The 20,330-nt window shown below is 73.6% G+C and carries 22 protein-coding genes; 8 read left to right on the forward strand and 14 right to left on the reverse strand.

The features are described 5' to 3' along the window. Window positions 1-102: 102 nt before the first annotated feature. Window positions 103-948, reverse strand: a complete 846-nt coding sequence (locus ACQEVB_RS00815) for a LysR family transcriptional regulator (protein WP_432963369.1) — start codon at window positions 946-948, stop codon at window positions 103-105. A gap of 82 nt (window positions 949-1,030) precedes the next feature. Here ACQEVB_RS00815 and ACQEVB_RS00820 point away from each other — a divergent pair, with 82 nt between their 5' ends. From ACQEVB_RS00820 to ACQEVB_RS00830, 3 genes are all read left to right on the forward strand, one after another. Further along, window positions 1,031-1,474 (forward strand): cupin domain-containing protein, encoded by a 444-nt coding sequence (locus ACQEVB_RS00820; RefSeq protein ID WP_432963372.1) that lies wholly within the window; start codon window positions 1,031-1,033, stop codon window positions 1,472-1,474. Next, window positions 1,471-1,836, forward strand: a complete 366-nt coding sequence (locus ACQEVB_RS00825; protein ID WP_432963375.1) for a DoxX family protein — start codon at window positions 1,471-1,473, stop codon at window positions 1,834-1,836. The genes ACQEVB_RS00820 and ACQEVB_RS00825 overlap by 4 nt, the downstream gene beginning before the upstream one ends. A 524-nt stretch (window positions 1,837-2,360) precedes the next feature. Further along, window positions 2,361-3,104: a hypothetical protein gene (locus tag ACQEVB_RS00830; protein ID WP_432963378.1), complete on the forward strand. Its 744-nt coding sequence runs from the start codon at window positions 2,361-2,363 to the stop codon at window positions 3,102-3,104. A 223-nt stretch (window positions 3,105-3,327) separates the two neighbouring features. Here the strand turns inward: ACQEVB_RS00830 and ACQEVB_RS00835 are convergent, their stop codons facing one another. From ACQEVB_RS00835 to ACQEVB_RS00870, 8 genes are all read right to left on the reverse strand, one after another. Further along, complete coding sequence (locus ACQEVB_RS00835; RefSeq protein WP_432963380.1) at window positions 3,328-3,825, reverse strand: hypothetical protein; 498 nt, start codon at window positions 3,823-3,825, stop codon at window positions 3,328-3,330. A 283-nt stretch (window positions 3,826-4,108) separates the two neighbouring features. Further along, entirely contained in the window at window positions 4,109-5,386 is a 1,278-nt protein-coding gene (locus ACQEVB_RS00840) for a methionine synthase (RefSeq protein ID WP_432963383.1), read from the reverse strand. Window positions 5,387-5,522: 136 nt separating this feature from the next. After that, a complete protein-coding gene (mnmA, locus tag ACQEVB_RS00845; RefSeq protein WP_432963386.1) occupies window positions 5,523-6,590 on the reverse strand; it encodes a tRNA 2-thiouridine(34) synthase MnmA in 1,068 nt (355 codons plus the stop codon). Further along, a complete protein-coding gene (locus ACQEVB_RS00850) occupies window positions 6,590-7,882 on the reverse strand; it encodes a cysteine desulfurase family protein (RefSeq protein ID WP_432963389.1) in 1,293 nt (430 codons plus the stop codon). The genes mnmA and ACQEVB_RS00850 overlap by 1 nt, the downstream gene beginning before the upstream one ends. A 164-nt stretch (window positions 7,883-8,046) precedes the next feature. Further along, on the reverse strand, window positions 8,047-8,889 hold the full coding sequence (locus ACQEVB_RS00855) for a lysophospholipid acyltransferase family protein (protein ID WP_432963392.1): 843 nt from the start codon (window positions 8,887-8,889) through the stop codon (window positions 8,047-8,049). Then, window positions 8,886-9,632, reverse strand: a complete 747-nt coding sequence (locus ACQEVB_RS00860; RefSeq protein ID WP_432963395.1) for a GNAT family N-acetyltransferase — start codon at window positions 9,630-9,632, stop codon at window positions 8,886-8,888. The genes ACQEVB_RS00855 and ACQEVB_RS00860 overlap by 4 nt, the downstream gene beginning before the upstream one ends. A gap of 88 nt (window positions 9,633-9,720) precedes the next feature. After that, window positions 9,721-10,668: an electron transfer flavoprotein subunit alpha/FixB family protein gene (locus ACQEVB_RS00865; protein ID WP_432963398.1), complete on the reverse strand. Its 948-nt coding sequence runs from the start codon at window positions 10,666-10,668 to the stop codon at window positions 9,721-9,723. Window positions 10,669-10,697: 29 nt separating this feature from the next. Then, window positions 10,698-11,480, reverse strand: coding sequence for an electron transfer flavoprotein subunit beta/FixA family protein (locus ACQEVB_RS00870; protein ID WP_432963401.1), 783 nt, complete (start codon window positions 11,478-11,480; stop codon window positions 10,698-10,700). 235 nt (window positions 11,481-11,715) lie between these two features. Here ACQEVB_RS00870 and ACQEVB_RS00875 point away from each other — a divergent pair, with 235 nt between their 5' ends. Then, the gene (locus ACQEVB_RS00875) at window positions 11,716-12,006 is read left to right on the forward strand and encodes a hypothetical protein (protein ID WP_432963404.1); all 291 of its coding nucleotides are present in this window, start codon (window positions 11,716-11,718) and stop codon (window positions 12,004-12,006) included. On the opposite strand, the gene ACQEVB_RS00880 is transcribed toward ACQEVB_RS00875, so the two are convergent. Genes ACQEVB_RS00880 through ACQEVB_RS00890 form a run of 3 tightly spaced genes read right to left on the reverse strand, consistent with a single transcriptional unit; the run spans window position 11,987 to window position 15,257 of the window. Beyond that, entirely contained in the window at window positions 11,987-13,480 is a 1,494-nt protein-coding gene (locus ACQEVB_RS00880) for an MFS transporter (RefSeq protein ID WP_432963407.1), read from the reverse strand. The two genes, ACQEVB_RS00875 and ACQEVB_RS00880, sit on opposite strands and share 20 nt — an antisense overlap. After that, complete coding sequence (locus ACQEVB_RS00885; RefSeq protein ID WP_432963410.1) at window positions 13,477-14,652, reverse strand: MFS transporter; 1,176 nt, start codon at window positions 14,650-14,652, stop codon at window positions 13,477-13,479. The genes ACQEVB_RS00880 and ACQEVB_RS00885 overlap by 4 nt, the downstream gene beginning before the upstream one ends. Continuing rightward, window positions 14,649-15,257 (reverse strand): dihydrofolate reductase family protein, encoded by a 609-nt coding sequence (locus ACQEVB_RS00890; RefSeq protein WP_432963412.1) that lies wholly within the window; start codon window positions 15,255-15,257, stop codon window positions 14,649-14,651. Before ACQEVB_RS00890 ends, ACQEVB_RS00885 begins: the two co-directional genes overlap by 4 nt. A 174-nt stretch (window positions 15,258-15,431) precedes the next feature. Here ACQEVB_RS00890 and ACQEVB_RS00895 point away from each other — a divergent pair, with 174 nt between their 5' ends. The 3 genes from ACQEVB_RS00895 to ACQEVB_RS00905 are packed head-to-tail and all read left to right on the forward strand — an operon-like array spanning window position 15,432 to window position 18,778. Beyond that, window positions 15,432-17,294, forward strand: coding sequence for a sensor histidine kinase (locus ACQEVB_RS00895; protein ID WP_432963415.1), 1,863 nt, complete (start codon window positions 15,432-15,434; stop codon window positions 17,292-17,294). Next, complete coding sequence (locus ACQEVB_RS00900; protein WP_432963418.1) at window positions 17,291-17,896, forward strand: response regulator transcription factor; 606 nt, start codon at window positions 17,291-17,293, stop codon at window positions 17,894-17,896. Before ACQEVB_RS00895 ends, ACQEVB_RS00900 begins: the two co-directional genes overlap by 4 nt. Window positions 17,897-17,899: 3 nt before the next feature. Then, window positions 17,900-18,778 carry an aminoglycoside phosphotransferase family protein gene (locus ACQEVB_RS00905; RefSeq protein ID WP_432963421.1) on the forward strand — a complete coding sequence of 293 codons (879 nt, stop codon included), beginning with the start codon at window positions 17,900-17,902 and terminating at the stop codon, window positions 18,776-18,778. Window positions 18,779-18,800: 22 nt separating this feature from the next. On the opposite strand, the gene ACQEVB_RS00910 is transcribed toward ACQEVB_RS00905, so the two are convergent. After that, window positions 18,801-18,983 carry a hypothetical protein gene (locus tag ACQEVB_RS00910; RefSeq protein WP_432963424.1) on the reverse strand — a complete coding sequence of 61 codons (183 nt, stop codon included), beginning with the start codon at window positions 18,981-18,983 and terminating at the stop codon, window positions 18,801-18,803. Window positions 18,984-19,174: 191 nt separating this feature from the next. Then, window positions 19,175-19,981, reverse strand: coding sequence for a TrmH family RNA methyltransferase (locus ACQEVB_RS00915; protein WP_432963427.1), 807 nt, complete (start codon window positions 19,979-19,981; stop codon window positions 19,175-19,177). Between the two features lie 105 nt (window positions 19,982-20,086). Here ACQEVB_RS00915 and ACQEVB_RS00920 point away from each other — a divergent pair, with 105 nt between their 5' ends. Then, window positions 20,087-20,305 carry a hypothetical protein gene (locus ACQEVB_RS00920; protein ID WP_432963429.1) on the forward strand — a complete coding sequence of 73 codons (219 nt, stop codon included), beginning with the start codon at window positions 20,087-20,089 and terminating at the stop codon, window positions 20,303-20,305. The last annotated feature ends 25 nt before the right edge of the window (window positions 20,306-20,330 follow it).

Genomic DNA, 20,330 nt, shown 5'->3' on the forward strand with positions numbered 1-20,330 from the left:
AGTCGCGCGTTCCGCCGCGGGGAGGTCCCACCCGGCCATGATCAATGACCGCATGGCAGAGGCCTTACAGGAGCTTTCCTGAGCGACGGAGCTGCTGGCGGATCACCAGCGCAACTGCGCGGCGGCCGTGACGAACGACCGGATCAGCGGGTCGGCGTCGACGTCTTTCCAAGCCACCACGAGACGACAGGGCGGGTGGTCGATGAGCGGGACGGTGGTGAGACCGTTGGGAACCTGGTGGGTTCCCGGGATGAGCCCGACGCTGCGGTTCCACAGCACCGCCTGAAGGCACTCGTGGGCGGTGCGCACGGTCGGGCCGGTGCGCTGCCCGGTCCAGAACGCGCTCCACACCGGGTCGGTGGCGGGTGGGAAGCGGAACCACTGGCGGTCGGCGAGCTCCGCGCCGGTCAACTCTGCGCGGGTGGCGAGCGGGTCATCGGCGCGCATCACGACCGCGACGGCGTCGGACCGCAGCTCGTGGACGCGCAGCCCGGAGGCGTCGAACGGGGCCATCGTGATCGAGACGTCGACGAGGCCGGCGCGCAACCCGCAGCTCGGGTCGGTGAAATCGCTCTCGCGCACCCGCACCTCGACGTCGGGATGGCTCTCGCGGAAGGCCTCCATCAGCAAGGAGCCGGCATCGCCGAGGACGCCGGCGAGGCTACCGACCGTCAGCGTCGACGGGCCGGATGCCGCTGCGGCCACGCGCTCGGTGGCGTGCTCGACCTGGTCGAGCACCGTGCGGGCCTCGTCGTAGAGCGCGGCACCTGCCGGGGTCATGCTCACCCCGGCCGCGGAACGGAGGAGCAGTGTGGCGCCGAGCTCGCGCTCGAGTCGTTGGACGGCGCGGCTGAGCGAGGGCTGCGCGATCCGTAGCCGCTCCGCGGCTCGACCGAAATGGCGCTCGTCGGCGATCGCGACGAAGTAGCGCAGCAGTCGTAGCTCCACGACCAGCGATGATAGGCAGCCGACATCGACGTGGCGGCGGCGGTCTTGGACGTCGGATGCGCGGCGGCGGAGCGTGTGAGGCATGAAAGAGGTAGCGATCGTCATGCCGACCGACGGGGAGATCCTCGAGCTCGGAGCGGGGGTGGTGATGCGCGTGCTCGAGGACGGCGGCACCACCGACCATCGCCTCGGCCTCACCGAGAGCACGCTCGCTCCGTGGACCGACGGCCCGCCGCAGCACCGCCACGGGTCCCACGACGAGGCCTTCTACGTGCTCTCCGGCGTGATTCGGTTCTCCGTCGGCCCCAAGGACGTCGACGCCGAGCCAGGGACACTGGTGATGGTGCCGCCGGGTGCACCGCACACCTTCGCCAACCTGACCGGCGATCCCGCGCGGATGCTGACCGCGTTCACGCCGTCGGGCTACGTCGATTTCTTCCGCGAGGCTCGCGACATCGATCCGGCGCGGATGCTGGAACTGCGGGCCAAGTACGACACCGTTCACAGCAACGAGTACGCACCGTGAGCATCGGCTACTGGATCGCCGCAGGACCGCTCGCGCTGTTCTTCCTGTACGCAGGCGCCATGAAGCTGGTGCGCAGCCGCGAGCAGCTTGAACCGATGATGGGCTGGGTCGACACAGTTCCCATGGCAGGAGTCCGCGCACTGGGCGTCGTCGAGGTGCTCGGCGCGCTCGGCCTCGTCCTGCCGCGGCTGACCGGCATCGCACCCGTGCTGACCCTCGCGGCCGCGACAGGCCTGCTCGTGCTGCAGGTCCTCGCGGCGGCGTTCCACCTGTCCCGTCGCGAGACCTCCGACATCTGGCTCAACGTCGTGCTGATCGTCATCGCCGCGATTGCGGCTGGGACCGACCTGATGAGCCGGTGACGACCCGCCGACGACCGATGCTCCGCGTACGCGCTGCGCCAGACTCCTGTCGGTGGCGCCGGGGCGCGCCGCGGGGCTCGCGCGCGTCGCACGTGGTGCGACCCCGACCAGACCGTCTGACACCGGGACCTCGACCTTGACCGCGTCGGCCCTTGCGCAGGGTGTCCTGCACGTGGTTCTCGACGGTCCGCGGCGAGAGCCGAGCCGCTCGTAGGCGCGCACGATCTCCCCCCGCAGCACCGGCGGGATCTCACCCGAGCTCGCCGTCACGAGCTCGTGGGCGGTGGTGGTGATGCACCCGGCCGCGATCAGCCTCGCCGGCCCGGCAGCCTTACCGCCGACCAGCTCGATCTGATCACCGGGAACCTCGGCCAGGTCGAGCACCATCCCGGCGACGGACCCGGGCGCTGTGCGCGGCTCTGGCGGCTGAACTGAGCCTCGGTCCGAACGATCTCCGTCGGCGTCTTCTCCACCGCCGTTGACATCGGCAGCCCGGCAGGATCGAATCCGCTGTGGAGACATGGGTGGTCGTCCTTCTCTGCGTGGCGGCGGCGGTCGTGATCGGTGTGCCGGTCGCGGTCACGGCGATCCGCGCGCCGCAGCGGTTCCTCGCGCAGGCTGCGCGGCAGTTCGAGGAGCACAAGTCGGAGGTCGGCGCGGTGCTCGCCGAGGACCTGGAGCGGATGCGCGCGGCCCTGGCGGCGGCCGCGGACACGTCCGTCACGGCAGCAGCGCTGGGGAAGGCCCGCGATCACCACGACACGGCGGCCCACCACGCGGTGACCGCGGCGGCCGCCGACGGCAGGACGCACTCGGCCGAGATCGCCGCGAGCACCATGGCGCTCGCGGCTGCGGCCCGCGAGTTGGCCGCCGCAGAAGCCTCGGCGGCGGGAACGGCCCCGCCGGACCTCGCGCCCCCGTGCATCCTCGACCCTGCCCACGGACCGTCGAGCACGACGGTGAGCTGGACGCCGTCGGGTGGCCGTCCTCGACCGGTGCCGGTCTGCCCGGCCGACGCGGACCGGATCGCGTCCGGTGGACGTCCCGAGGTGCGGATGGTGGTGACCGAGGGCGAGGTGGTCCCCTACTTCGAGGCGAACGGCCAGTTCGTCGACTGGCTCCTGGGCTACTACGCCGAGTTCGACCCCTACCTCACCGCGCGCCTATTGGCCGGGACACCGATCGGTGCCCACCTGCCCGACCGCATCCGGGCGCGGCACGGCGTCGCGAGTGACCCCATCGGCGAGTTCGGCCGCCCGTCGACGTAGCGGCGGCACCGGCTCGGGTTGCGGCTCCTGGAACAGGGCCGGCTGTCTGCTCAGCGGGCATCAGTGGCGCAATCCTGCTGAACAGTGCGCACGAGGATCGCGTCGTGGACGGAACCTCGGACGCGCGTAGGCCGAACTGGCTGCTGCTACTCGACAACGAGACCCGGAACCAACGACCGCCACCGACGGTGACAGAACGCGCTAAACGCGCGAGCTCGAACGTTCACATGCGGCAGAACTTCACCGCAGTTCTGCCGTCACGTCGGGCGGTGAAGCACTTGCTCCCCGACTTCGCGAGGTTGGTGAAGCTGTGTCGCCCCAGCACACCGATGTTGATCGTGGTTCCACTCACGGTGTAGCTGTTGCTGCGCAGTGGTGCGGCCACGCCGTTGTCCAGTGGGTCGTTGAGCTTGTATCCGCGCGGCCAGTACTGCGTGTTCACCGTGCCCAGCTTCGAGTTGAAGCTGTAGAACTCCTCGCCAGGCCGGCCCGACTCCTTCATCAGCCAGATTCCGTGGATGTAGCGATCCCAGTTCGTGCCGCTGCTGGAGTTCGTGGTGGAGGTCCGACCCGAACCGCTGCTCGACGGCGCGGCCATCGCGGATGTCGACGCAACGCCCCGCACGTCCGTGGGCGTCTGGGGAACGGTCGTGCCGCCTCCGGCAACGAGCAGCGCGATGATCGCGGCGCCGATGACCGTCACGTACGGGGGTCGGTTCACCCGATTGCTCCTTAGGGACCCTGAATGTCTCAGCTCGCCTCGGGGCTCGGGATTTCGCGAACGATCGTTACGCACGGTGAGAGGCACGACAAGTGCAGGTCATCGCGTCGCGTTCCGCCGGCCACGATCATGAAGGCCTGAGCTGCGGCGATGAGGGTCGATCGTGCCATCCCGGTTCGGTCATGCGGCGGGATGGATGACGATGTCGTCGAGCCGGGTCCGGGCGTGGACCTCCGGGTGCTCGCCGGTGCCCGCCGGGGGAATGCTGTTGCGCACGTGGGCGTCACGCCTCGTCGGTGTCCGGTGGGTCGACGAAGCCCTCGCCGATCTCGCGGGCGAGCTTCAGCGCCTGCCGTGCCCAGGTGGGGTCGGCGCCGGCCAGGCCGCACGCCGGGGTCGGGACGGCGAGCTCGGCCAGCCGTTCGCGCGCGAAGCCGAGGCGGCCGGCCAGCTCGAACGCGGTGTCGGCGAGCCGGCGCGAGGTGACGGGCCGTCGCGGGTCCTTGTTGGGGACGAGGCCCAGCAGCAGCGGCATCCCGGCGTCCCAGACCTCCCCGACCGCGTCGAGCGCCGTGACCTGGGCGGACGGGCCGGTGAGCGAGGGCAGGGTGGCGTCGATCCCGAGCGCGGTGGCGCCGGTGTCGCGCAGGAGGGCGAGCGGCGGGCGGTCGGCGCAGCAGTGCACGACGACGGGCGAACCGAGCTTCGTCAGCGCCCCGATGACGCCGCGCAGCAGTTCCTGCGCCTCCGGCTCGGGCACGGCCGCCACGGTCCCCAGCTTCGACGGGGTGGGCAGCGTCCCGGCCAGCACGGCGGGCAGCCCCGGCTCGTCGAGCTGGACGACGACGGCCGCGCCGGTGCGGGCGGCCACCTCGGCGACGTGCTGGCGCAGGCCTTCGGTGAGGCTCTCGGCGAACTCGCGGACGGCGCCGCGGTCGGTGAGCACCCGGTGCCCGCTGGTGAGCTCGACGGCGGCCGCGAGCGTCCACGGGCCGGTCGCGGCGATCTTGACGAAGCCGGGCTGGACGGGGTCGCACGCCTCGTCGAACGCGTCCATGTCGCCACGCAGGAGGTCGACCGCGCGGCGGCGATCGGCACCCGGCCGGGACGCCACGGTCCAGCGGGCGGCCTTCAGCTCCACCGGGATGTCGACGAGCAGGGCGGCCGTGCGGCCGATCATGTCCGCGCCGGCGCCGCGGGCGGGCAGCTCGGGCAGGGCGGGCATGCCCGGCACCTCGCCGGCGACGATCGCGGCCGCTTCCCGCGGATCCGTGCCCGGCATGGACCCGACGCCGGTCGCGGTGCCGGCGGGCCAGCGCGGCACGGGGACCGTCCCGTCGTCGGTCGCGACCCGTTCGGTGACGACGGCCGGGCGCCGGGCCGCGAGATCAGCGAGCGCCTCCTCGACCTGGTCCTCCGTGGTCGGCTCCGGCTCGGGCACCGTCAGCCCGGCGGCCGCGAAGGCGCGCGCCAGCGGGTCGTCGGTGCCGCCGCCGGGGAGCTCCGTCGAGAGCCCGGCCTCCGCGAGGGCCTTGGCGATGAGGTCGTCGGGATCGGGCATGCCGCGTGTCTACCAGCACCGCGGCCAAGGGGGCGCCGCAGGAGTCGCGCCGGCGACCTCACACACCGCTGGGCCCCTTCACACACGTCCGAACGTGTGTGAACGGGCCCGGCGATGTGTGACGTCGGGCTGCACGTCAGGCGTGGGTCGCGGCGATGCGCGCGCTGCCCAGCACCACGTCGTCGCGGTAGAACGCCGCCGTCTGGCCGGGGGCCACGCCGCGCAGGGCCTCCCCCAGCTCGATCGTCACGGTGTCCCCGTCCTCGTGCACGGTGGCGGGCGCGAGGCCGCCGTGCGCACGCACCTGGACGGTGCACGCGAACGGCCCGGCCGGTGCCGCGCCGGCCGCCCAGACGGGGGCGACGCCGTCGATCCGCCGCACGTCCAGGTCGGTGGCCGGCCCGACCGTCACGGTGCCCGTCGCCGGCTCGATCGCGGTGACGTAGCGGGGACGGCCGTCGGCGGCCGGGGCGCCGACGCCCAGCCCCTTGCGCTGCCCGACCGTGAACCCGTGCACGCCGTCGTGGCCGGCCAGGCGCTCGCCGCTCGCGCCGTCGACGATCGCGCCGGGGCGCACGCCGATGCGCTCGGTGAGGAAGCGGCGGGTGTCGCCGGAGGGGATGAAGCAGATGTCGTGGCTGTCGGGCTTGTCGGCCACGCGCAGCCCGCGCTCGGCCGCCTCGGCCCGGACCTGCGGCTTGGGCGTGTCGCCGATCGGGAACATCGCGTGCGCGAGCTGGTGGCGGCCCAGGACGGAGAGCACGTAGGACTGGTCCTTGTCGGCGTCGACGGCGCGGCGCAGCTCGCCGGCCTGCAGCCGGGCGTAGTGGCCGGTGCAGACGGCGTCGAAGCCCAGCGCGAGCGCCCGGTCCAGCAGCGCCGCGAACTTGATCTTCTGGTTGCAGTTGAGGCACGGGTTCGGCGTCTGCCCGGCCGCGTAGGCGGCGACGAACTCGTCGATGACGTCCTCGGCGAACCGGGCGGCGAAGTCCCACACGTAGAACGGGATGCCCAGGACGTCGGCGGCGCGGCGGGCGTCGCCGGCGTCCTCCTTGGAGCAGCAGCCGCGGGCCCCGCTGCGCAGCGTCGCGGGCATCTCCGACAGCGCCAGGTGCACACCGACGACGTCGTGGCCGGCGTCGACCGCCCGCGCCGCCGCCACCGCCGAGTCGACCCCACCGCTCATGGCGGCCAACACCCGCATCAGAGCGTCACCCCGGCCCGCCGGGCGCGCTCGACGACCTGCCCGATCACCGCCACGACGGCGTCGACGTCGGCCTGCGTGGACGTGTGCCCGAGCGAGAACCGCAGCGAGCCGCGGGCCACGGCCTCGTCGGCACCCATCGCGAGCAGCACGTGGCTGGGCTGCGCGACGCCGGCAGTGCACGCCGAACCCGTCGAGCACTCGATGCCCTGCGCGTCGAGCAGCATGAGCAGGCTGTCACCCTCGCAGCCGGGGAACGACAGGTGCGCGTTGCCGGGCAGCCGCGACGGACCGCCGTCGATCTCGCCGGTGCCGGGATCGCCGTTGAGGTGCGCGCCGGGCACCGTGGCCAGGACGCGGTCGACCAGGTCGGTGCGCAGCGCGGTGAGCTGCTCGCAGCGCCGGCGCGCGTCGGCCACGGCCATCTCGACGGCCGTGGCGAGCCCGACGACACCGGGGGTGTCGAGGGTGCCCGAGCGCACGTCGCGCTCCTGGCCACCGCCGTGCAGCAGCGGCGTCAGCTCGACGGAACGGCCCAGCAGCAGCGCGCCCACGCCGTACGGGCCGCCGAGCTTGTGGCCCGTCATCACCAGCGCGTCGGCGCCCGACGCGGCGAAGTCGACCGGCAGGAGGCCCGCGGCCTGCACGGCGTCGGTGTGGAACGGGATGCCGGCCGCGTGCGCGACGGCGGCCAGCTCGCGCACCGGGTTCACCGTGCCGACCTCGTTGTTGGCCCACATCACCGACGCCAGCGCGACCCGTTCCGGGGCGCGCCCGATCGCCTCCGCGAGCACCTCCGGCAGCACGCGGCCCACCGCGTCGACGGGCAGCAGCTCCACCTCGGCGCCCTCGTGCGCGCCCAGCCACTCCGCGGCGTCGAGGACGGCGTGGTGCTCGGTCGCCGACACCAGCACGCGGGTGCGGGCCGGGTCCTCCGCGCGGCGCGACCAGTACAGGCCCTTCAGGGCGAGGTTGTCGCCCTCCGTGCCGCCCGTCGTGAACACGACCTCGGACGGGCGGGCGCCCAGCACCGCCGCGATCCGCTCCCTGGCCTCCTCCACCGCGCGCCGGGCCCGGCGACCCGAGCCGTGCAGGGACGACGCGTTGCCGGTGCGGCGCATCGCCGCGGCCATCTCGGCCACGACGGCGTCGAGCATCGGGGTGGTGGCGGCGTGGTCGAGGTAGGTGGTGGTCACTGGCTCACTCGGTCCGGGGGTGCGGTGCAGTCGTTCCCCAGGGTAGACGCCGGGGTCGGCAGCCTGGCCCGGTGCAGCCCCGACGGCGTTGATCATGGGCAGAACGCGGCTTTCCAAGATCGGCGAGCAACGGTTTGCCCATGATCAACCTCCGCTGGGCCTAGCCGGGGGTTCGATGATCAAGGGCAAAATGTCGCTGGGCAAGATCAACGAACGACATTCTGCCCTTGATCACCGCCACACCGCGGCGGCAGACCCGGCTACGCCGCGGCGGGCACCCGCGCCGGAACCACCCCGTGCGGCACCCCGGTCGCCGCACCGACGGCCTCCGCCGCCCGCGCGGCCAGCGCGCGCCGCGAGCCGTCCACGTCGACGGGGATCAGCGGCAGCAGCGTCAGCTCGCACACGAGCCCGCGCAGCTCCACGACCCGGCGCATGGAGTCGAGCAGCGTCTGGTCGCCGACGAACGTCGCATCCGGCACGTGTGCGCCGTCGCCAGTGCGCAGCGCGATCGCCACCGGCCGGACGGGCACGGCGGCGTCGATCGCGGCCTGGAACGGGGCACGCCGGAACGTGCCCGCCGCGGCCCCGCACCACGTCGTGCCCTCGGGGAACACGCCGACGGTGGCGCCGGCGCGCAGCGCCGCCGCCGTCTCGGCGACCGTGACGGGCAGCGCGCGCAGGCCGGCCCGGTCGACGAAGAGCGCGCCGGTGCGGGCGGCGAGCCCGCCGATCACCGGCCACCCGCGCACCTCGCGCTTGGCGAGGAGCCGCACCGGCGACACCGCACCGAGCGCGACGACGTCGATCCACGACAGGTGGTTGGCGACGACGAGGACGCCCTGCCCGCGCGGCGCGTACTGCTCCCCGTGCACGACGAGCCGCACCCCGGCCAGCGCGAGGAGCAGCCGCGCACCGCGCACCAGCACCCACTCGCGCGGCCGCCGGGGCAGCACGAACGCCGCCCCTGCCGTCACGGCGAGCAGCGCGGCCATGGCGGCGAGCCGCCAACCGCCGCCGGAGCCGGTCCGTGCGGGCAGGCAGTCGGGCGTGCACGGGGAGGTGGGCGCCCATCCGGTGAGCCCGACCGCGTGGTCCGTCACCGGGCCCCCAGGAAGAACCTCAGGTAGCGCTGGTCGAGCTGCTCCACGTCGAGCAGGACGAGGAAGTCGGCGCAGTCGAAGTCGGGGTCGAACGCCGGCGCCCCGCAGACCGTGGCGCCCAGCCGCAGGTAGCCGCGCAGCAGCGGCGGCAGCGCCTGCTTGACGGGCGCGACCGGCTGCCACGGCTTGCGCGGCACGACCCGGCGCTCGACGGGACCGAGGTGGCGGCCCTGCACCTGCCGCCACACCTCCGCGGCGAGCCCACCTCCGTCGGCGAGCGGCACCGACGCGCAGCCGACGAGCCAGCGGTTGCCGGTCAGCAGCATGTAGCGGGCCAGACCCGCCCACACCAGCCCGATGACGGCACCGTTGCGGTGGTCGGGATGCACGCACGACCGCCCCGTCTCCACCATCGACGGGCGCAGCGGCGCGAGCGCGTCGATCGCGAACTCGCTCTCGCAGTACAGCGATCCTGCGGCCGCGGCCCGTTCGGGCGGCAGCATCCGGTAGGTGCCGACGATCTCGCCGGTCGCGTCCTCGCGCACCACCAGGTGGTCGCAGTGGGCGTCGAACCGGTCCCGGTCGAGGAAGGGATGGGGCAGGGTGGCGCCGAGCTCGCCCGCGAAGACGCGGTGCCGCAACCGCTGCGCGGCGTCCACCACCGCGGGTTCGGTCGACAGCAGCAGCGAGTACCGCTCGGACGTGGTCGACGGGCTCTGGACGAGTACCTGCGACGAGGTCACACGCGTTTCGTACGCCGGAAAGACGAACACCCGGCCCCACCGGCCCCGAAGGGTCGATGGCGGCCGGGTGAACAGGTCCTGCGCGGGCTCAGCCCTTGCGCTTCTGGATCTCCTCCTGCAGCTGCGGCGCGACCTTGAACAGGTCGCCCACGACGCCGAAGTCGGCGATCTCGAAGATCGGGGCCTCGGGGTCCTTGTTGACCGCGACGATCGTCTTCGACGTCTGCATGCCGGCGCGGTGCTGGATGGCGCCGGAGATGCCGAGCGCGATGTAGAGCTGCGGGGACACCGTCTTGCCGGTCTGCCCGACCTGGAACTGGTGCGGGTAGTAGCCGGAGTCGACGGCGGCGCGGGAGGCACCGACGGCGGCGCCGAGGGAGTCGGCGAGCGCCTCGACGACCGAGAAGTCCTCGGCCGACCCGACGCCGCGGCCACCGGACACCACGACGGACGCCTCGGTGAGCTCCGGGCGGTCGCCGCCCGTGATCGGCTCCCGGCTGGTGACCGTGGCCGACTTCGCGCCGGACGCCTCGACGGAGACGGTCTCCTCGGTGCCCGCACCGGCGGACTGCTCGACCTCGACCGAGCCCGGGCGCAGCGTGATGACGGGGTGCTCGCCCTTCCAGGACGCCTCGGCGGTGAACGCGCCGCCGAACACCGAGTGCGTGGTGCCCGACTCCGACACCGCGACGACGTCGCCGAGCAGCGCCGAGTTGGTGCGGATCGCGAGCCGGCCGGCGATCTCCTTGCCGTCGGCGGACACGCCGATCAGCACCGCGGCCGGGTTCTTCGCCGCCACCAGCGACGCCAGCGCGTCGACCTCGGGGGTCAGGAAGTCGGTCGAGTCGCTCTCGGCGACGTAGATCTTCTCGGCACCGTGCGCCTTGAGCCCGTCGGCCAGCTTGCCGGCGGTGCCGGCGGGGCCGACGACGACCGCGGCCGGCTCACCGAGCGCGCGGGCCGCGGTGAGCAGCTCGTAGGTGGACTTCTTCGCCTCGCCGTCGACGTGGTCGACGAGGACCAGGACCTCTGCCATGGGAGTTCTCCTCTTCTCGTCGAGACGTCTCAGATGAGCTTCTGCGCGACCAGGAACGCGGCGACCTTCGCGCCGCCGTCGCCCTCGTCCTCGACCTTCTCGCCCGCGCTCTTCGGCGGCTTCGGCGCGGCCGAGGTGACCGTCGAGAGCGCGTTGGCCAGGCCGACCTCGGACGCGTCGATGCCCGCGTCGGCGATCGAGAGGGTGGCGACCGGCTTCTTCTTCGCCGCCATGATCCCCTTGAACGACGGGTAGCGCGGCTCGTTGATCTTCTCGCCGACGCTGATCACGGCCGGCAGCTCGGCGGTCAGCTTGGTGATGCCGTCGTCGGTGGCGCGGGTGACGTTCACCGTGGTGCCCTCGATGGACACCTCCTGCGCGTGGGTCAGCGCCGGGATGCCCAGCACCTCGGCCACCATCGCCGGGACCGCGCCACCGCGACCGTCCGACGCCTCGTTGCCGGCGAAGACCACGTCGTACTCGACGGTGCCCAGCGCCTTGGCCAGCGCCTTCGCCGTGCCGACGTAGTCGGTGCCGGCCAGCGCCTCGTCCGACAGGTGGACGGCCTTGTCCGCGCCCATCGACAGCGCCTTGCGGATCGCGTCGGTCGCGCGGTCCGGGCCCATCGTGAGGACGGTGACCTCGGACCCGTCGTTGGCTTCCTTGAGCTGCAGCGCCGCTTCGACCGCGCGCTCGTTGATCTCGTCGAGGACCGCGTCGGTCGCATCCCGGTCGAGGATCCCGTCGGATGCGTTCAGTTTGCGTTCCGAGTAGGTGTCGGGCACCTGCTTGACCAGCACCACGATGTTCATCGGATCTGTTCGACCTCCTGCCGGTGACGCTCTGCCGAGCGACGCTGGATCGGACTGTGCCACCGCCGGCGTCCGGGGTCGCGACGGGGCCTGCACCTGCTCGCAATTGTTACCAGCGAGTAAGCGCCCAGCAACCGAAACCGCAGGGTGAAACTGCTCACGACGGCCGTCGTGGGGCCGGATAGAGTTCGTCGTCTGTCTCGTTCCAGCCCCCACCTCATCGGAGCCGCCGACCATGGTCGTGACCGGGTACGACGACCGTTTCGGCTGTGGTTACGTGCTCAGCACCGGGCCGGACCTCGCGACGGCAGCACCGGGATCGCAGCGCGTCTCGCACCAGAACGTGACCGTGGCCGCCACCCCGGAGCTGGCCGCCAGCCTGCGCGACGCTCTGGCGAACCACCGCACCGCCCAGCTGGTGCTCGGTGGCCCGCACGTGCCGCTCGCCCTGGACGACCGGACGGTGCTGGGCTGGCTGCGGCACTCCGTGGGTGGCGTCCTCACGGTCACGAACGGGCCGCGTTGACCCCAGCGTTGAGCCTGCTCCGCAGCAGCCACAGCGACACCAGCACGAGGGCGACCCCGACCACCCCGACCACGTTGTAGGCGCTGGTGAACGCCGAGCGCACGGCGTCGAGCAGCACGCCGTCGCCGGCCGCGTGCGCCCGCTCCACGCCGCTCACGACGTCCGCGGCAGCCGGGCCGTCGAGCCCGAGCACGGCCCGGTAGACCACCGTGCCGAGGGACCCCAGGAGGGTGAGGCCGAGCGCGATGCCCAGCTCGTTCGACACCTGGGCGAGCGCCGCTCCGGCACCGGCCCGCTCCGGCGGCGAGGTGCGGATGACGGCGTCCATGAGCAGCGGGAACGCCGCCCCGATGCCGAACGTGGCGAGCGCGGCACCGGCGGCGACGAGCGGCCGCCCGATCGCCGAGACGGGCGCGAGCACGTAGAGCACCATGCCGGACGCCATGATCAGCAGCATCACCGTCACGACGGGCCCTGACGCGTACCGCCGGTACAGCAGCGGGCCGACGTTCGACGCGGCGATCATCAGCAGGATCTGCGGCAGCGTCCACCACGCCGCCTCCAGCGGGGTGAGGCCCTGCACCTCCTGCAGGTAGAGACCGAAGAACAGCGACGTGCCGCCCATCACGAGCGCGGTGAGGAACAGCGCGGCCAGGCTGCGCCCGACCTGCGGCTTGGCCAGCAGCGCCAGGTCGACGAGCGGGTCGGCGAGCCGGCGCTGCCGGCGCACGAACAGGACGGCGAGCACGACCCCGGCGACGAGCGCGACCCACACCGTCGGGCCGACACCGTCGTTCACCGCGGTCTTGAGCCCGTGCACGATCCCGAGCACCGCTCCGATGCTCTGCCCCGCGCTGACCAGGTCGATCCGGGCCGTGGAGCCGGCGGTGCGACCCTCGGGGAGCAGCAGCGGCACCGCGATCATGGTCACGACCATCACGGGCACCCCGACGAGGAACACCGAGCCCCACCAGAAGTGCTCCAGCAGCAGCCCGCCGATGAACGGCGCCACCGCCATGCCGCAGAGGAAGACCGTCATGTACCCGCCCATGGCCTGCACGCGGGCCTTCTCCTCGGTGAACAGCTCCCCGATCAGCGCCATCGACGCGGGCATGATCGCCGAGCCGGCCACGCCCATCACGGCCCTGGCGACGATCAGCATCGCCACGGTCGGCGCGAACGCCCCGGCGGCCGACGCCACGGCGAACACCGCGGCGCAGACGATGATCGTGCGGCGGCGGCCGTAGCGGTCGGCCACCGCACCCATGGTGAGCATGGCGCAGGCGACCAGGTAGTTGTAGCTGTCGGCGATCCACAGCAGCCCGGCGGCGCTGGGTTCGAGCGCCCGGGCGATCGAGGGCAGCGCCACCGTCATCACGGAGATGTCGACGGCGATGAGCAGCGTGGGCAGCGCCAGCGCGGCGAGGGCGAGGTACCGGTGGCCGCGACGGGCCGTCGGTGGCGAGGCGATCATGACGACTCCAAGGTGTGGGACGGGCGGACGGTCGGGCGGATCGCGAGCAGCGCGAGCGCCATCAGCGCCGCCGTGACGAGGAAGGCCGGCGGGAAGCCGGTGAGCGGGACGAGCAGGCCGACGGCGAAGGCGCCGGCGGCCATGCCGCCGTCGTAGGCGGCGTTCCAGATGGCGGCGACGGCCCCGTACGCGGACGGGTCGGCGCCGGCGTACATGACGGTGAGGCTGGCGTTCTGCAGCACGCCGAACCCGGCGCCGAAGACCGCGGCACCGGCGACGACCAGCGGGGCGGATCCGGTGGCGGCGAGCGCCGCGGTGCCGGCCGCGGCGACCAGGAGTGCCGGGACGAGCAGGGTGGCGTGGCCGCGGCGGTCGCCGAGCCGGCCGGCGACGAGCTTGGCGCCCGTCGCAGCCGCGGACTGCGCGAGCAGGGCGGCCGGTACCGCCCACGCCGCGGTACCAGCCTGCGGCAGCGCGATCGGCACGAAGGTGGCGACCACTCCGGCGCCGGCGGCCGAGGCCGCGAAGCCGGTGGCGGGCCGCATCAGCGCTGCGGAGCGGAGCCCGGCCACGATGCCCCCGCCGGGACCGCGCAGGGCCGCGTTCTCCGGCAGCAGGGGCACCGTCACGATCGCGGCGGCCGGCACCAGCGCCGTGAGCAGCAGCATCGCGCCGGCGCCCCACAGCTGCGTGACCAGCGTGCCGGCCGGGAGGGCGAGCAGCGCGGGCACGCCGCTGACCAGCCCGACGATCGCGAGCCCCTCCCCGCGCCGGGACGCGGGCAGCAGTGCTGCGGTGAGGGCGCCGCCGGCCACGACGGTGATCCCGAACGCGGCCCCGCGGACGGCGCTGACCGCCAGCACGAGGGCGGCGTCGGGCGGGCCGAGCAGCAGGAGCGTCGGCAGCCCCATGCCGGCGAGCCCGACGGCCAGCCCGGTGCGGTAGCCGCAGCGGGCCAGCAGCCGGGGCGCGCCCAGCTCGGCGACGACCGTGGCGACCAGCAGCGCGGCGGTGGTGGCCCCGGCCAGGCCTGTGCCGCCGATCCCCTCCACGATCGCGGGCAGCGCCGCGAAGGGCAGGAAGAAGCCGATCGACGACGCCGCCACCGTCACCATGCGGAGCACGAACGGGCCGGTGACGAGCCGTTCCGGCGCCACTGCCGGCGAGATCATCCCCGGACCGCCCGCCAGGTGACGTGCGTGACCTCGGGGGTGGTGCGCGACGAGACGGGCGTCCAGGTGCCGTCCTCGACGCCGTCGAACACCCGGATGCCCTCGCCGATGACGATCGGCACGACGTGCAGGCGCAGCTCGTCGACGAGCCCCGCGCGCAGGTACGCGTTGAGGGTGCTGGGGCCGCCGGCGATCGACACGGTGCCGTCGCCGGCCGCCTCGCGCGCGAGCTTCAGCGCGGCCTCGATGCCGTCGGTGACGAAGGTGAAGGAGGTCCCGCCGGCCAGCTCGACCGTCGGGCGCGGGCGGTGCCCGAGCACGAACACCGGGGCGTGGTAGTCGGGCTCCGGTCCCCACCAGCCGGTCCAGTCGAGGTCCCAGTCGCCGCGGTCGGGACCGAACATGTTGCGGCCCATGACGTAGGCGCTCGCGGCGTTCAGGGCCGCGAGCTCCTCGGGGTGGTCCTCGGCGTGCTCCATGATCCAGGTGTGCAGCCGGAACCCGATCCGGCTGCCGAACGGGTGCTCGACGGACTGGTCGTGGCCCGCGGCGATCCCGTCGAGGGAGACGCAGAGGTCGGCGGTGACGCGGGTGGCGTTGCTCATCGTGATCAGCTCCGTGCTTCGGTGCGTTCTTCGTGGACACCCCAGGGTCGGAGCCGGACCCGGGTTCTCGACACTGCCGGCGAAACCGGTTCGCCGTGAGTTCCGCACCCCGGCCGTGTGCGTTCCGCACATTCCGCAGTTCAGCTGCGCAGCGGGCCCGCGTACCGTGCGTTCGTGCGACTGGGGGCGATGCGGCTGCGCGGGCCGGTGCTGGCCTTCCTCGCGCTGTCCGTGGTCGCTCGCTCGGCCGACGCCGTGCCGCACTCGGACCTGTCGTACGTGCCGTTCGTGGTCGCGCTGTTCCTGCTGCCGGCCTGGTACGGCTCGGGCATCGCGCGGCAGGTGTGGCAGCAGCACCGGTGGTGGCTGCTGGGGACGCAGGCGCTGCTCCTCGTGCTCCTGTTCGCCCTGTTCGGGCCGGCTGCGCCCGGCGGGTTGTCCTACCTGCTCGGCAGTCTGGTGCTGCTCGCGGTGCGGGCGCCGTGGTCGTGGTTGCTGTTCGCCGCGATCGGCGCGGCGGAGCTGGGGCTGCGGTTGCGGGTGGGGCTGCCGGTCGACCCGCCGGTGACCGGTGCCGGCTGGGTGATCATCACCTACCTCAACAGCGGTTTGATGATCTTCGGGCTGGCCCGGCTCGGCGACATGGTGGCCCGCCTGGACGCGGCCCGGTCCGAACTCGCCGACGCTGCGGTTACCCGGCAGCGTCTGGCGACCGCCGACCGGTTGCGCGCCGTGGTGGACAGCCGCCTCGACGACGTCGTCCGGCGCGGTGCCACGGCACTCGCGACCCTCGCCGCCGCGCCCGACCGGGCACGGTCCGCGCTCGCGGAGGCCGGCGAGGTGGCCCGGCTCGCGGCGGCCGACGCGCGACGGATCGTCGCCGGTTCGCCGGCCGAGTCGACCGCCGCGGGTGCGGGTGAGGAAGTGGTCGCACCGCAGATCGCCCGCGGCATCGTCGCGCTCGTGATCGTCTTGTTCGGAGTGCAGGCGCTGCTCAACGCGCTGGCGCCGACCGGGACCAACCTGCTCGACACGGCCGGCTCGGTGGTCGTGCTGCTCACGATCCCCGTCGTCCTCGCGCTCGTGCTGTGGCACACCGGCCTCTACACGGGTGGTCGGCGACCGCGCGGCTGGCAGTGGACGCTCGCCGCCCAGGCGGTGGCCACGTGCGGACCGTACTTGTTCGACTCGACCCGCGGCGCGATCTTCGCCGGGTTCCTCGGCGGCTCGGCGCTGCTGCTGATCCGGCACCCGCTGCGCTGGGCAGCGTTCGCCGCCGCCGTCGCATATGTCCCGTTCACCTCGATCTTCGCGCCGCCGCCGCTGGAGCACCCCACCGTGTCGTGGACGATCTACGCCACCGCCGTGGTCGCGGCCAGCGGGATCGCCGTGTTCGGGCTCTCCCGCCTCGCCGTCGTCGCGGCCCAGCTCGCGGTCGCCGGCACGGAGCTCGCCGAGCTGGCGGCGGTGCGCGAACGGCTGAGGATGGCCCGCGACACCCACGACCTGCTCGGTCTCGGACTCTCCGCCGTCGCGTTGAAGACCGACCTCGCGGCCGCGCTCGTCGAGGTCGACCCGGCCAGAGCCGGCAGGGAGATCGAGGAGCTGCTGCGCGTGGCCGCCGCCGCGCGCGCGGATGCACGCTCCGTCACCGACGGCTCGTTGCGACCGGACCTCGCCACCGAGCTGCGGATCGCGTCCGACGTGCTGGGCGCGGCCGGGATGGACGTCCACGTCGAGGGTGGTCCGGCCGGGCTGCCCGCCGAGGTGGACGGGATAATGGCGACCGTGCTGCGCGAGGCCGTCACCAACGTCCTGCGGCACAGTTCCGCCCGCCGCGTCGACGTGCTCATCACGACGGACGCGCTCACCGTGCGCAACGACGGCGCCGGCCGGCCGGGCCGGCCAGGCCGCGGATTGGCGAACCTGGAGGACCGCGTCCGCGACGCCGGCGGCACCTTCGCCGCCGGGCAGGACGGCGACCTGTTCGAGCTGCGGGCACTGATCCCGGCCACGCGGGCGGTGGCCGCCTCGTGATCCGCGTACTGGTCGCGGAGGACACCGGCATCCTGCGCGACACCCTCGTCGCCGTGTTCGACCTGCAGCCCGACCTCGAGGTGGTGGCGCAGGTCGCGAAGGGCGACGCGATCGTGCCGGAGGCGCGGCGGCACCGGCCCGACGTCGCCATCGTGGACATCGACCTGCCCGTCGTCGACGGGCTGACGGCGACCGCCCAGCTGCGCGCCGAGGTCCCCTGCTGCCGGGTGCTGATCCTGACGGCGTTCGCGCGGCCCGGGCACCTGCGCACGGCGCTGGCCGCCGGCGCCACCGGGTTCCTCGGCAAGGACACTCCCGCGGCCGAGCTGATGGCCGCGGTGCGCCGGGTGGCTGCCGGCGAGCAGGTGGTGGACCACGACCTGGCCGTGGCGGCGCTGCAGAGCCGGGACAACCCGCTGACCGCCCGCGAGGTGGACGTCCTGCGCAGCTTCGCCGCGGGTGGTTCGCCGCCCGACATCGCCCGCGAACTGCACCTGACCGTGGGTACCGTCCGCAACTACCTGGCGGCGGCGATGGTGAAGCTGGACGCGCGCAACCGCGTCGACGCCGTCCGCATCGCGACCGAGCAAGGATGGATGTAGCACGTGCACCGGGACGACATCGACGCCACGCTCGCCGCGAAGCTCGTCGCCGAGCAGTTCCCCGAATGGGCGGAGCTGCCGGTGGAGCCGGTGCAGCTCTCCGGCTGGGACAACCGCACCTTCCGCCTCGGCGACGAGCTGCTGGTGCGGCTGCCGTCGGCGGAGGCGTACGTGGCGAGCGTCGCGAAGGAGCACGAGTGGCTGCCGCGGCTGGCCCCGCAGCTGCCGGTGCGGATCCCGGAGCCGGTGGCGCTCGGCGCGCCGGGGGCGGGCTACCCGTGGCCGTGGTCGGTGCGCCGGTGGATCGCCGGGCGGCCGGCCGAGGCGTCCCGGATCGCCGATCTGACGGCGTTCGCGCAGGACCTGGCCGGGTTCCTGAACGCGCTCATGCGCGTCGACCCGACCGGCGGGCCGGCCGCGGGTCCGCACAACTTCCACCGCGGCGGCCCGCCCGCGTTCTACGACGGGGAGACCCGCGCGGCCCTGCGCGAGCTGGCCGGCCGGATCGACACGGCCGCGGCGACCGCGATCTGGGAGGCGGCGCTGGACGCGACCTGGACCGGTGACCCCGTCTGGTTCCACGGCGACGTCGCGTTCGGGAACCTGCTGGTCGACGACGCGGGCCGGTTGACCGCCGTGATCGACTTCGGCACGTCGGGCGTGGGCGACCCCGCGTGCGACCTCGTCGTCGCGTGGACGCTGCTGGACGGGCCGGCGCGGGCGGCGTTCCGGGCGGCGATGCCGGCGGACGAGGCGATGTGGGCGCGGGCGCGCGGCTGGGCGCTCTGGAAGGCGTTGATCACGCTCGCCGACCCGGGGAGCACGCGCTGGCACCCGGAATCGCAGCGGGTCCTGGACCTGCTGCTGGCGGAAAGAGGCTGACGTCGCAGAGGCGAGGTCGTCCTCAGGAGCTGACGGAGGGAGCCTCCGTGACGCGCAGCGACGGCGGCAGCGGCCGCCGGTCGGCGTCGTCGATCACCGGGATGGCGGCCAGCGGGTCGCGGGAGCGGAGCAGGCGACCCAGCAGCAGCGCGGCCGGCAGGCTGAGGAGCAGCCAGGACCCGAGCACGACCCCTGTCCACTGCATCCAGTTCACCGCCACACCACCTTCCGTTCCCCCGGTGACACCGACGGTACGGAACAGGATCCGCAGGCGGGACCCTTCTTGCCGATTTCTAACCTTAGGTGGCCGAAGGTCTCACCTAACGGACCAACGCCACCCGACGGGGACCATTCGGACCACCCGATCGGGGCGTTGGCAGGGCGGCGAAAATCCGGTTAGGACCGTTGCCGCTCTGCCTCGTACAGCGCCAGCGCGGCGGCCGTGGCGGCGTTGAGCGAGTTGACCCGGCCGCGCATCGGGATCACGACGCGCGCGTCGGCTGCGTCGAGCCACAGGTCGGTGACCCCGCTGCTCTCCGCGCCGACGACGATCGCGACCGGTCCCGTCAGATCGGTGGCGCCGATCGGCGCGTCGCCCTGCGGGGTGGTGACGACGACGGCGAGCCGGTGCGCGCGCAGCCACGCGAGCACGTCCGCGCTCGGCGCCGCGGCCACCGGCACGGCGAACACGGTGCCCTTGCTGGCTCGCACCACGTTGGGGTTGCCGAAGTCGGTGACGGGCGATGCGGCGACGACGGCGGCGACGCCGAAGGCCTCCGCGGTGCGCAGCATCGCGCCGAGGTTGCCTGGCTTCTCGATGCCCTCTCCGACGAGCACGACCGCGTCGGGCGGCAGGTCCAGCCCCGCGAGGGGTCTCCCCGGCGCGTCGGCGACGGCGAGGAGGCCGTCGGGCGACTCGCGGTAGGCGATCTTCGCGAACACCGCGTCGCTGACCCCGACGACGGGCACGCCGGCGTCGGCCAGCTCGTCGACGACGCCGCGCCGCTCGGCCGAGACGAGGCCGGGCGCCCAGTAGAGCGTGCGCGGCACCACCCCGGCGCGAAGGGCGAGCCGCAGCTCGTCGTGGCCTTCGACGAGGGTGACGCCGAGCTCGTCGCGGGCGCGCCGGGTGCGCAGGCGCACGAGGTCCTTGACCCGCCGGTTCGCGACGCTGGTGAGCGCGAGCGCGTCGACGGCGGGCATGCCCGGAGGCTACGACCGGATCGATCCGGCCGGCGATCCGGGGAAGACCTCTTGCCAGTAGAACGTTCTAGTGTATGGTTCTACTAGAACGTTCTACTAGAGGAGATGAGGATCATGGACGGTCTCGGCACGCTGCTCACCAACCCTGGCCACGCGCTCGCCACCTCGGCCCTGCCGAACGCGCCCGTCGTGGAGGAGCCGGAGCGCCGGCCCGGCGCGGTGCGCGTCGCGGTCGCGGCGACGCTGCGCAGCGCAGCCAGTGGGATCCGACGGCTCGCCGACCGCGTGGAGCCTGCCTGCTCCCGCCGCTCCGCCACCGCGTGAGCGACCCGTGACGGCATCGAGCGCA

This window comes from Pseudonocardia sp. CA-107938 (genome assembly GCF_050936315.1).
Classification (GTDB): Bacteria; Actinomycetota; Actinomycetes; order Mycobacteriales; family Pseudonocardiaceae; genus Pseudonocardia.

Coding starts and splice junctions, on each gene's coding strand:
- ACQEVB_RS00820 (WP_432963372.1), top strand. CDS start 1,031: ATGAAAGAGGTAGCGATCGTCATGCCGACCGACGGGGAGATCCTCGAG.
- ACQEVB_RS00840 (WP_432963383.1), bottom strand. CDS start 5,386: ATGCCCGATCCCGACGACCTCATCGCCAAGGCCCTCGCGGAGGCCGGG.
- mnmA (WP_432963386.1), bottom strand. CDS start 6,590: ATGCGGGTGTTGGCCGCCATGAGCGGTGGGGTCGACTCGGCGGTGGCG.
- ACQEVB_RS00850 (WP_432963389.1), bottom strand. CDS start 7,882: ATGATCAACGCCGTCGGGGCTGCACCGGGCCAGGCTGCCGACCCCGGC.
- ACQEVB_RS00865 (WP_432963398.1), bottom strand. CDS start 10,668: ATGGCAGAGGTCCTGGTCCTCGTCGACCACGTCGACGGCGAGGCGAAG.
- ACQEVB_RS00870 (WP_432963401.1), bottom strand. CDS start 11,480: ATGAACATCGTGGTGCTGGTCAAGCAGGTGCCCGACACCTACTCGGAA.
- ACQEVB_RS00875 (WP_432963404.1), top strand. CDS start 11,716: ATGGTCGTGACCGGGTACGACGACCGTTTCGGCTGTGGTTACGTGCTC.
- ACQEVB_RS00880 (WP_432963407.1), bottom strand. CDS start 13,480: ATGATCGCCTCGCCACCGACGGCCCGTCGCGGCCACCGGTACCTCGCC.
- ACQEVB_RS00885 (WP_432963410.1), bottom strand. CDS start 14,652: ATGATCTCGCCGGCAGTGGCGCCGGAACGGCTCGTCACCGGCCCGTTC.
- ACQEVB_RS00890 (WP_432963412.1), bottom strand. CDS start 15,257: ATGAGCAACGCCACCCGCGTCACCGCCGACCTCTGCGTCTCCCTCGAC.
- ACQEVB_RS00910 (WP_432963424.1), bottom strand. CDS start 18,983: ATGCAGTGGACAGGGGTCGTGCTCGGGTCCTGGCTGCTCCTCAGCCTG.
- ACQEVB_RS00915 (WP_432963427.1), bottom strand. CDS start 19,981: ATGCCCGCCGTCGACGCGCTCGCGCTCACCAGCGTCGCGAACCGGCGG.
- ACQEVB_RS00920 (WP_432963429.1), top strand. CDS start 20,087: ATGAGGATCATGGACGGTCTCGGCACGCTGCTCACCAACCCTGGCCAC.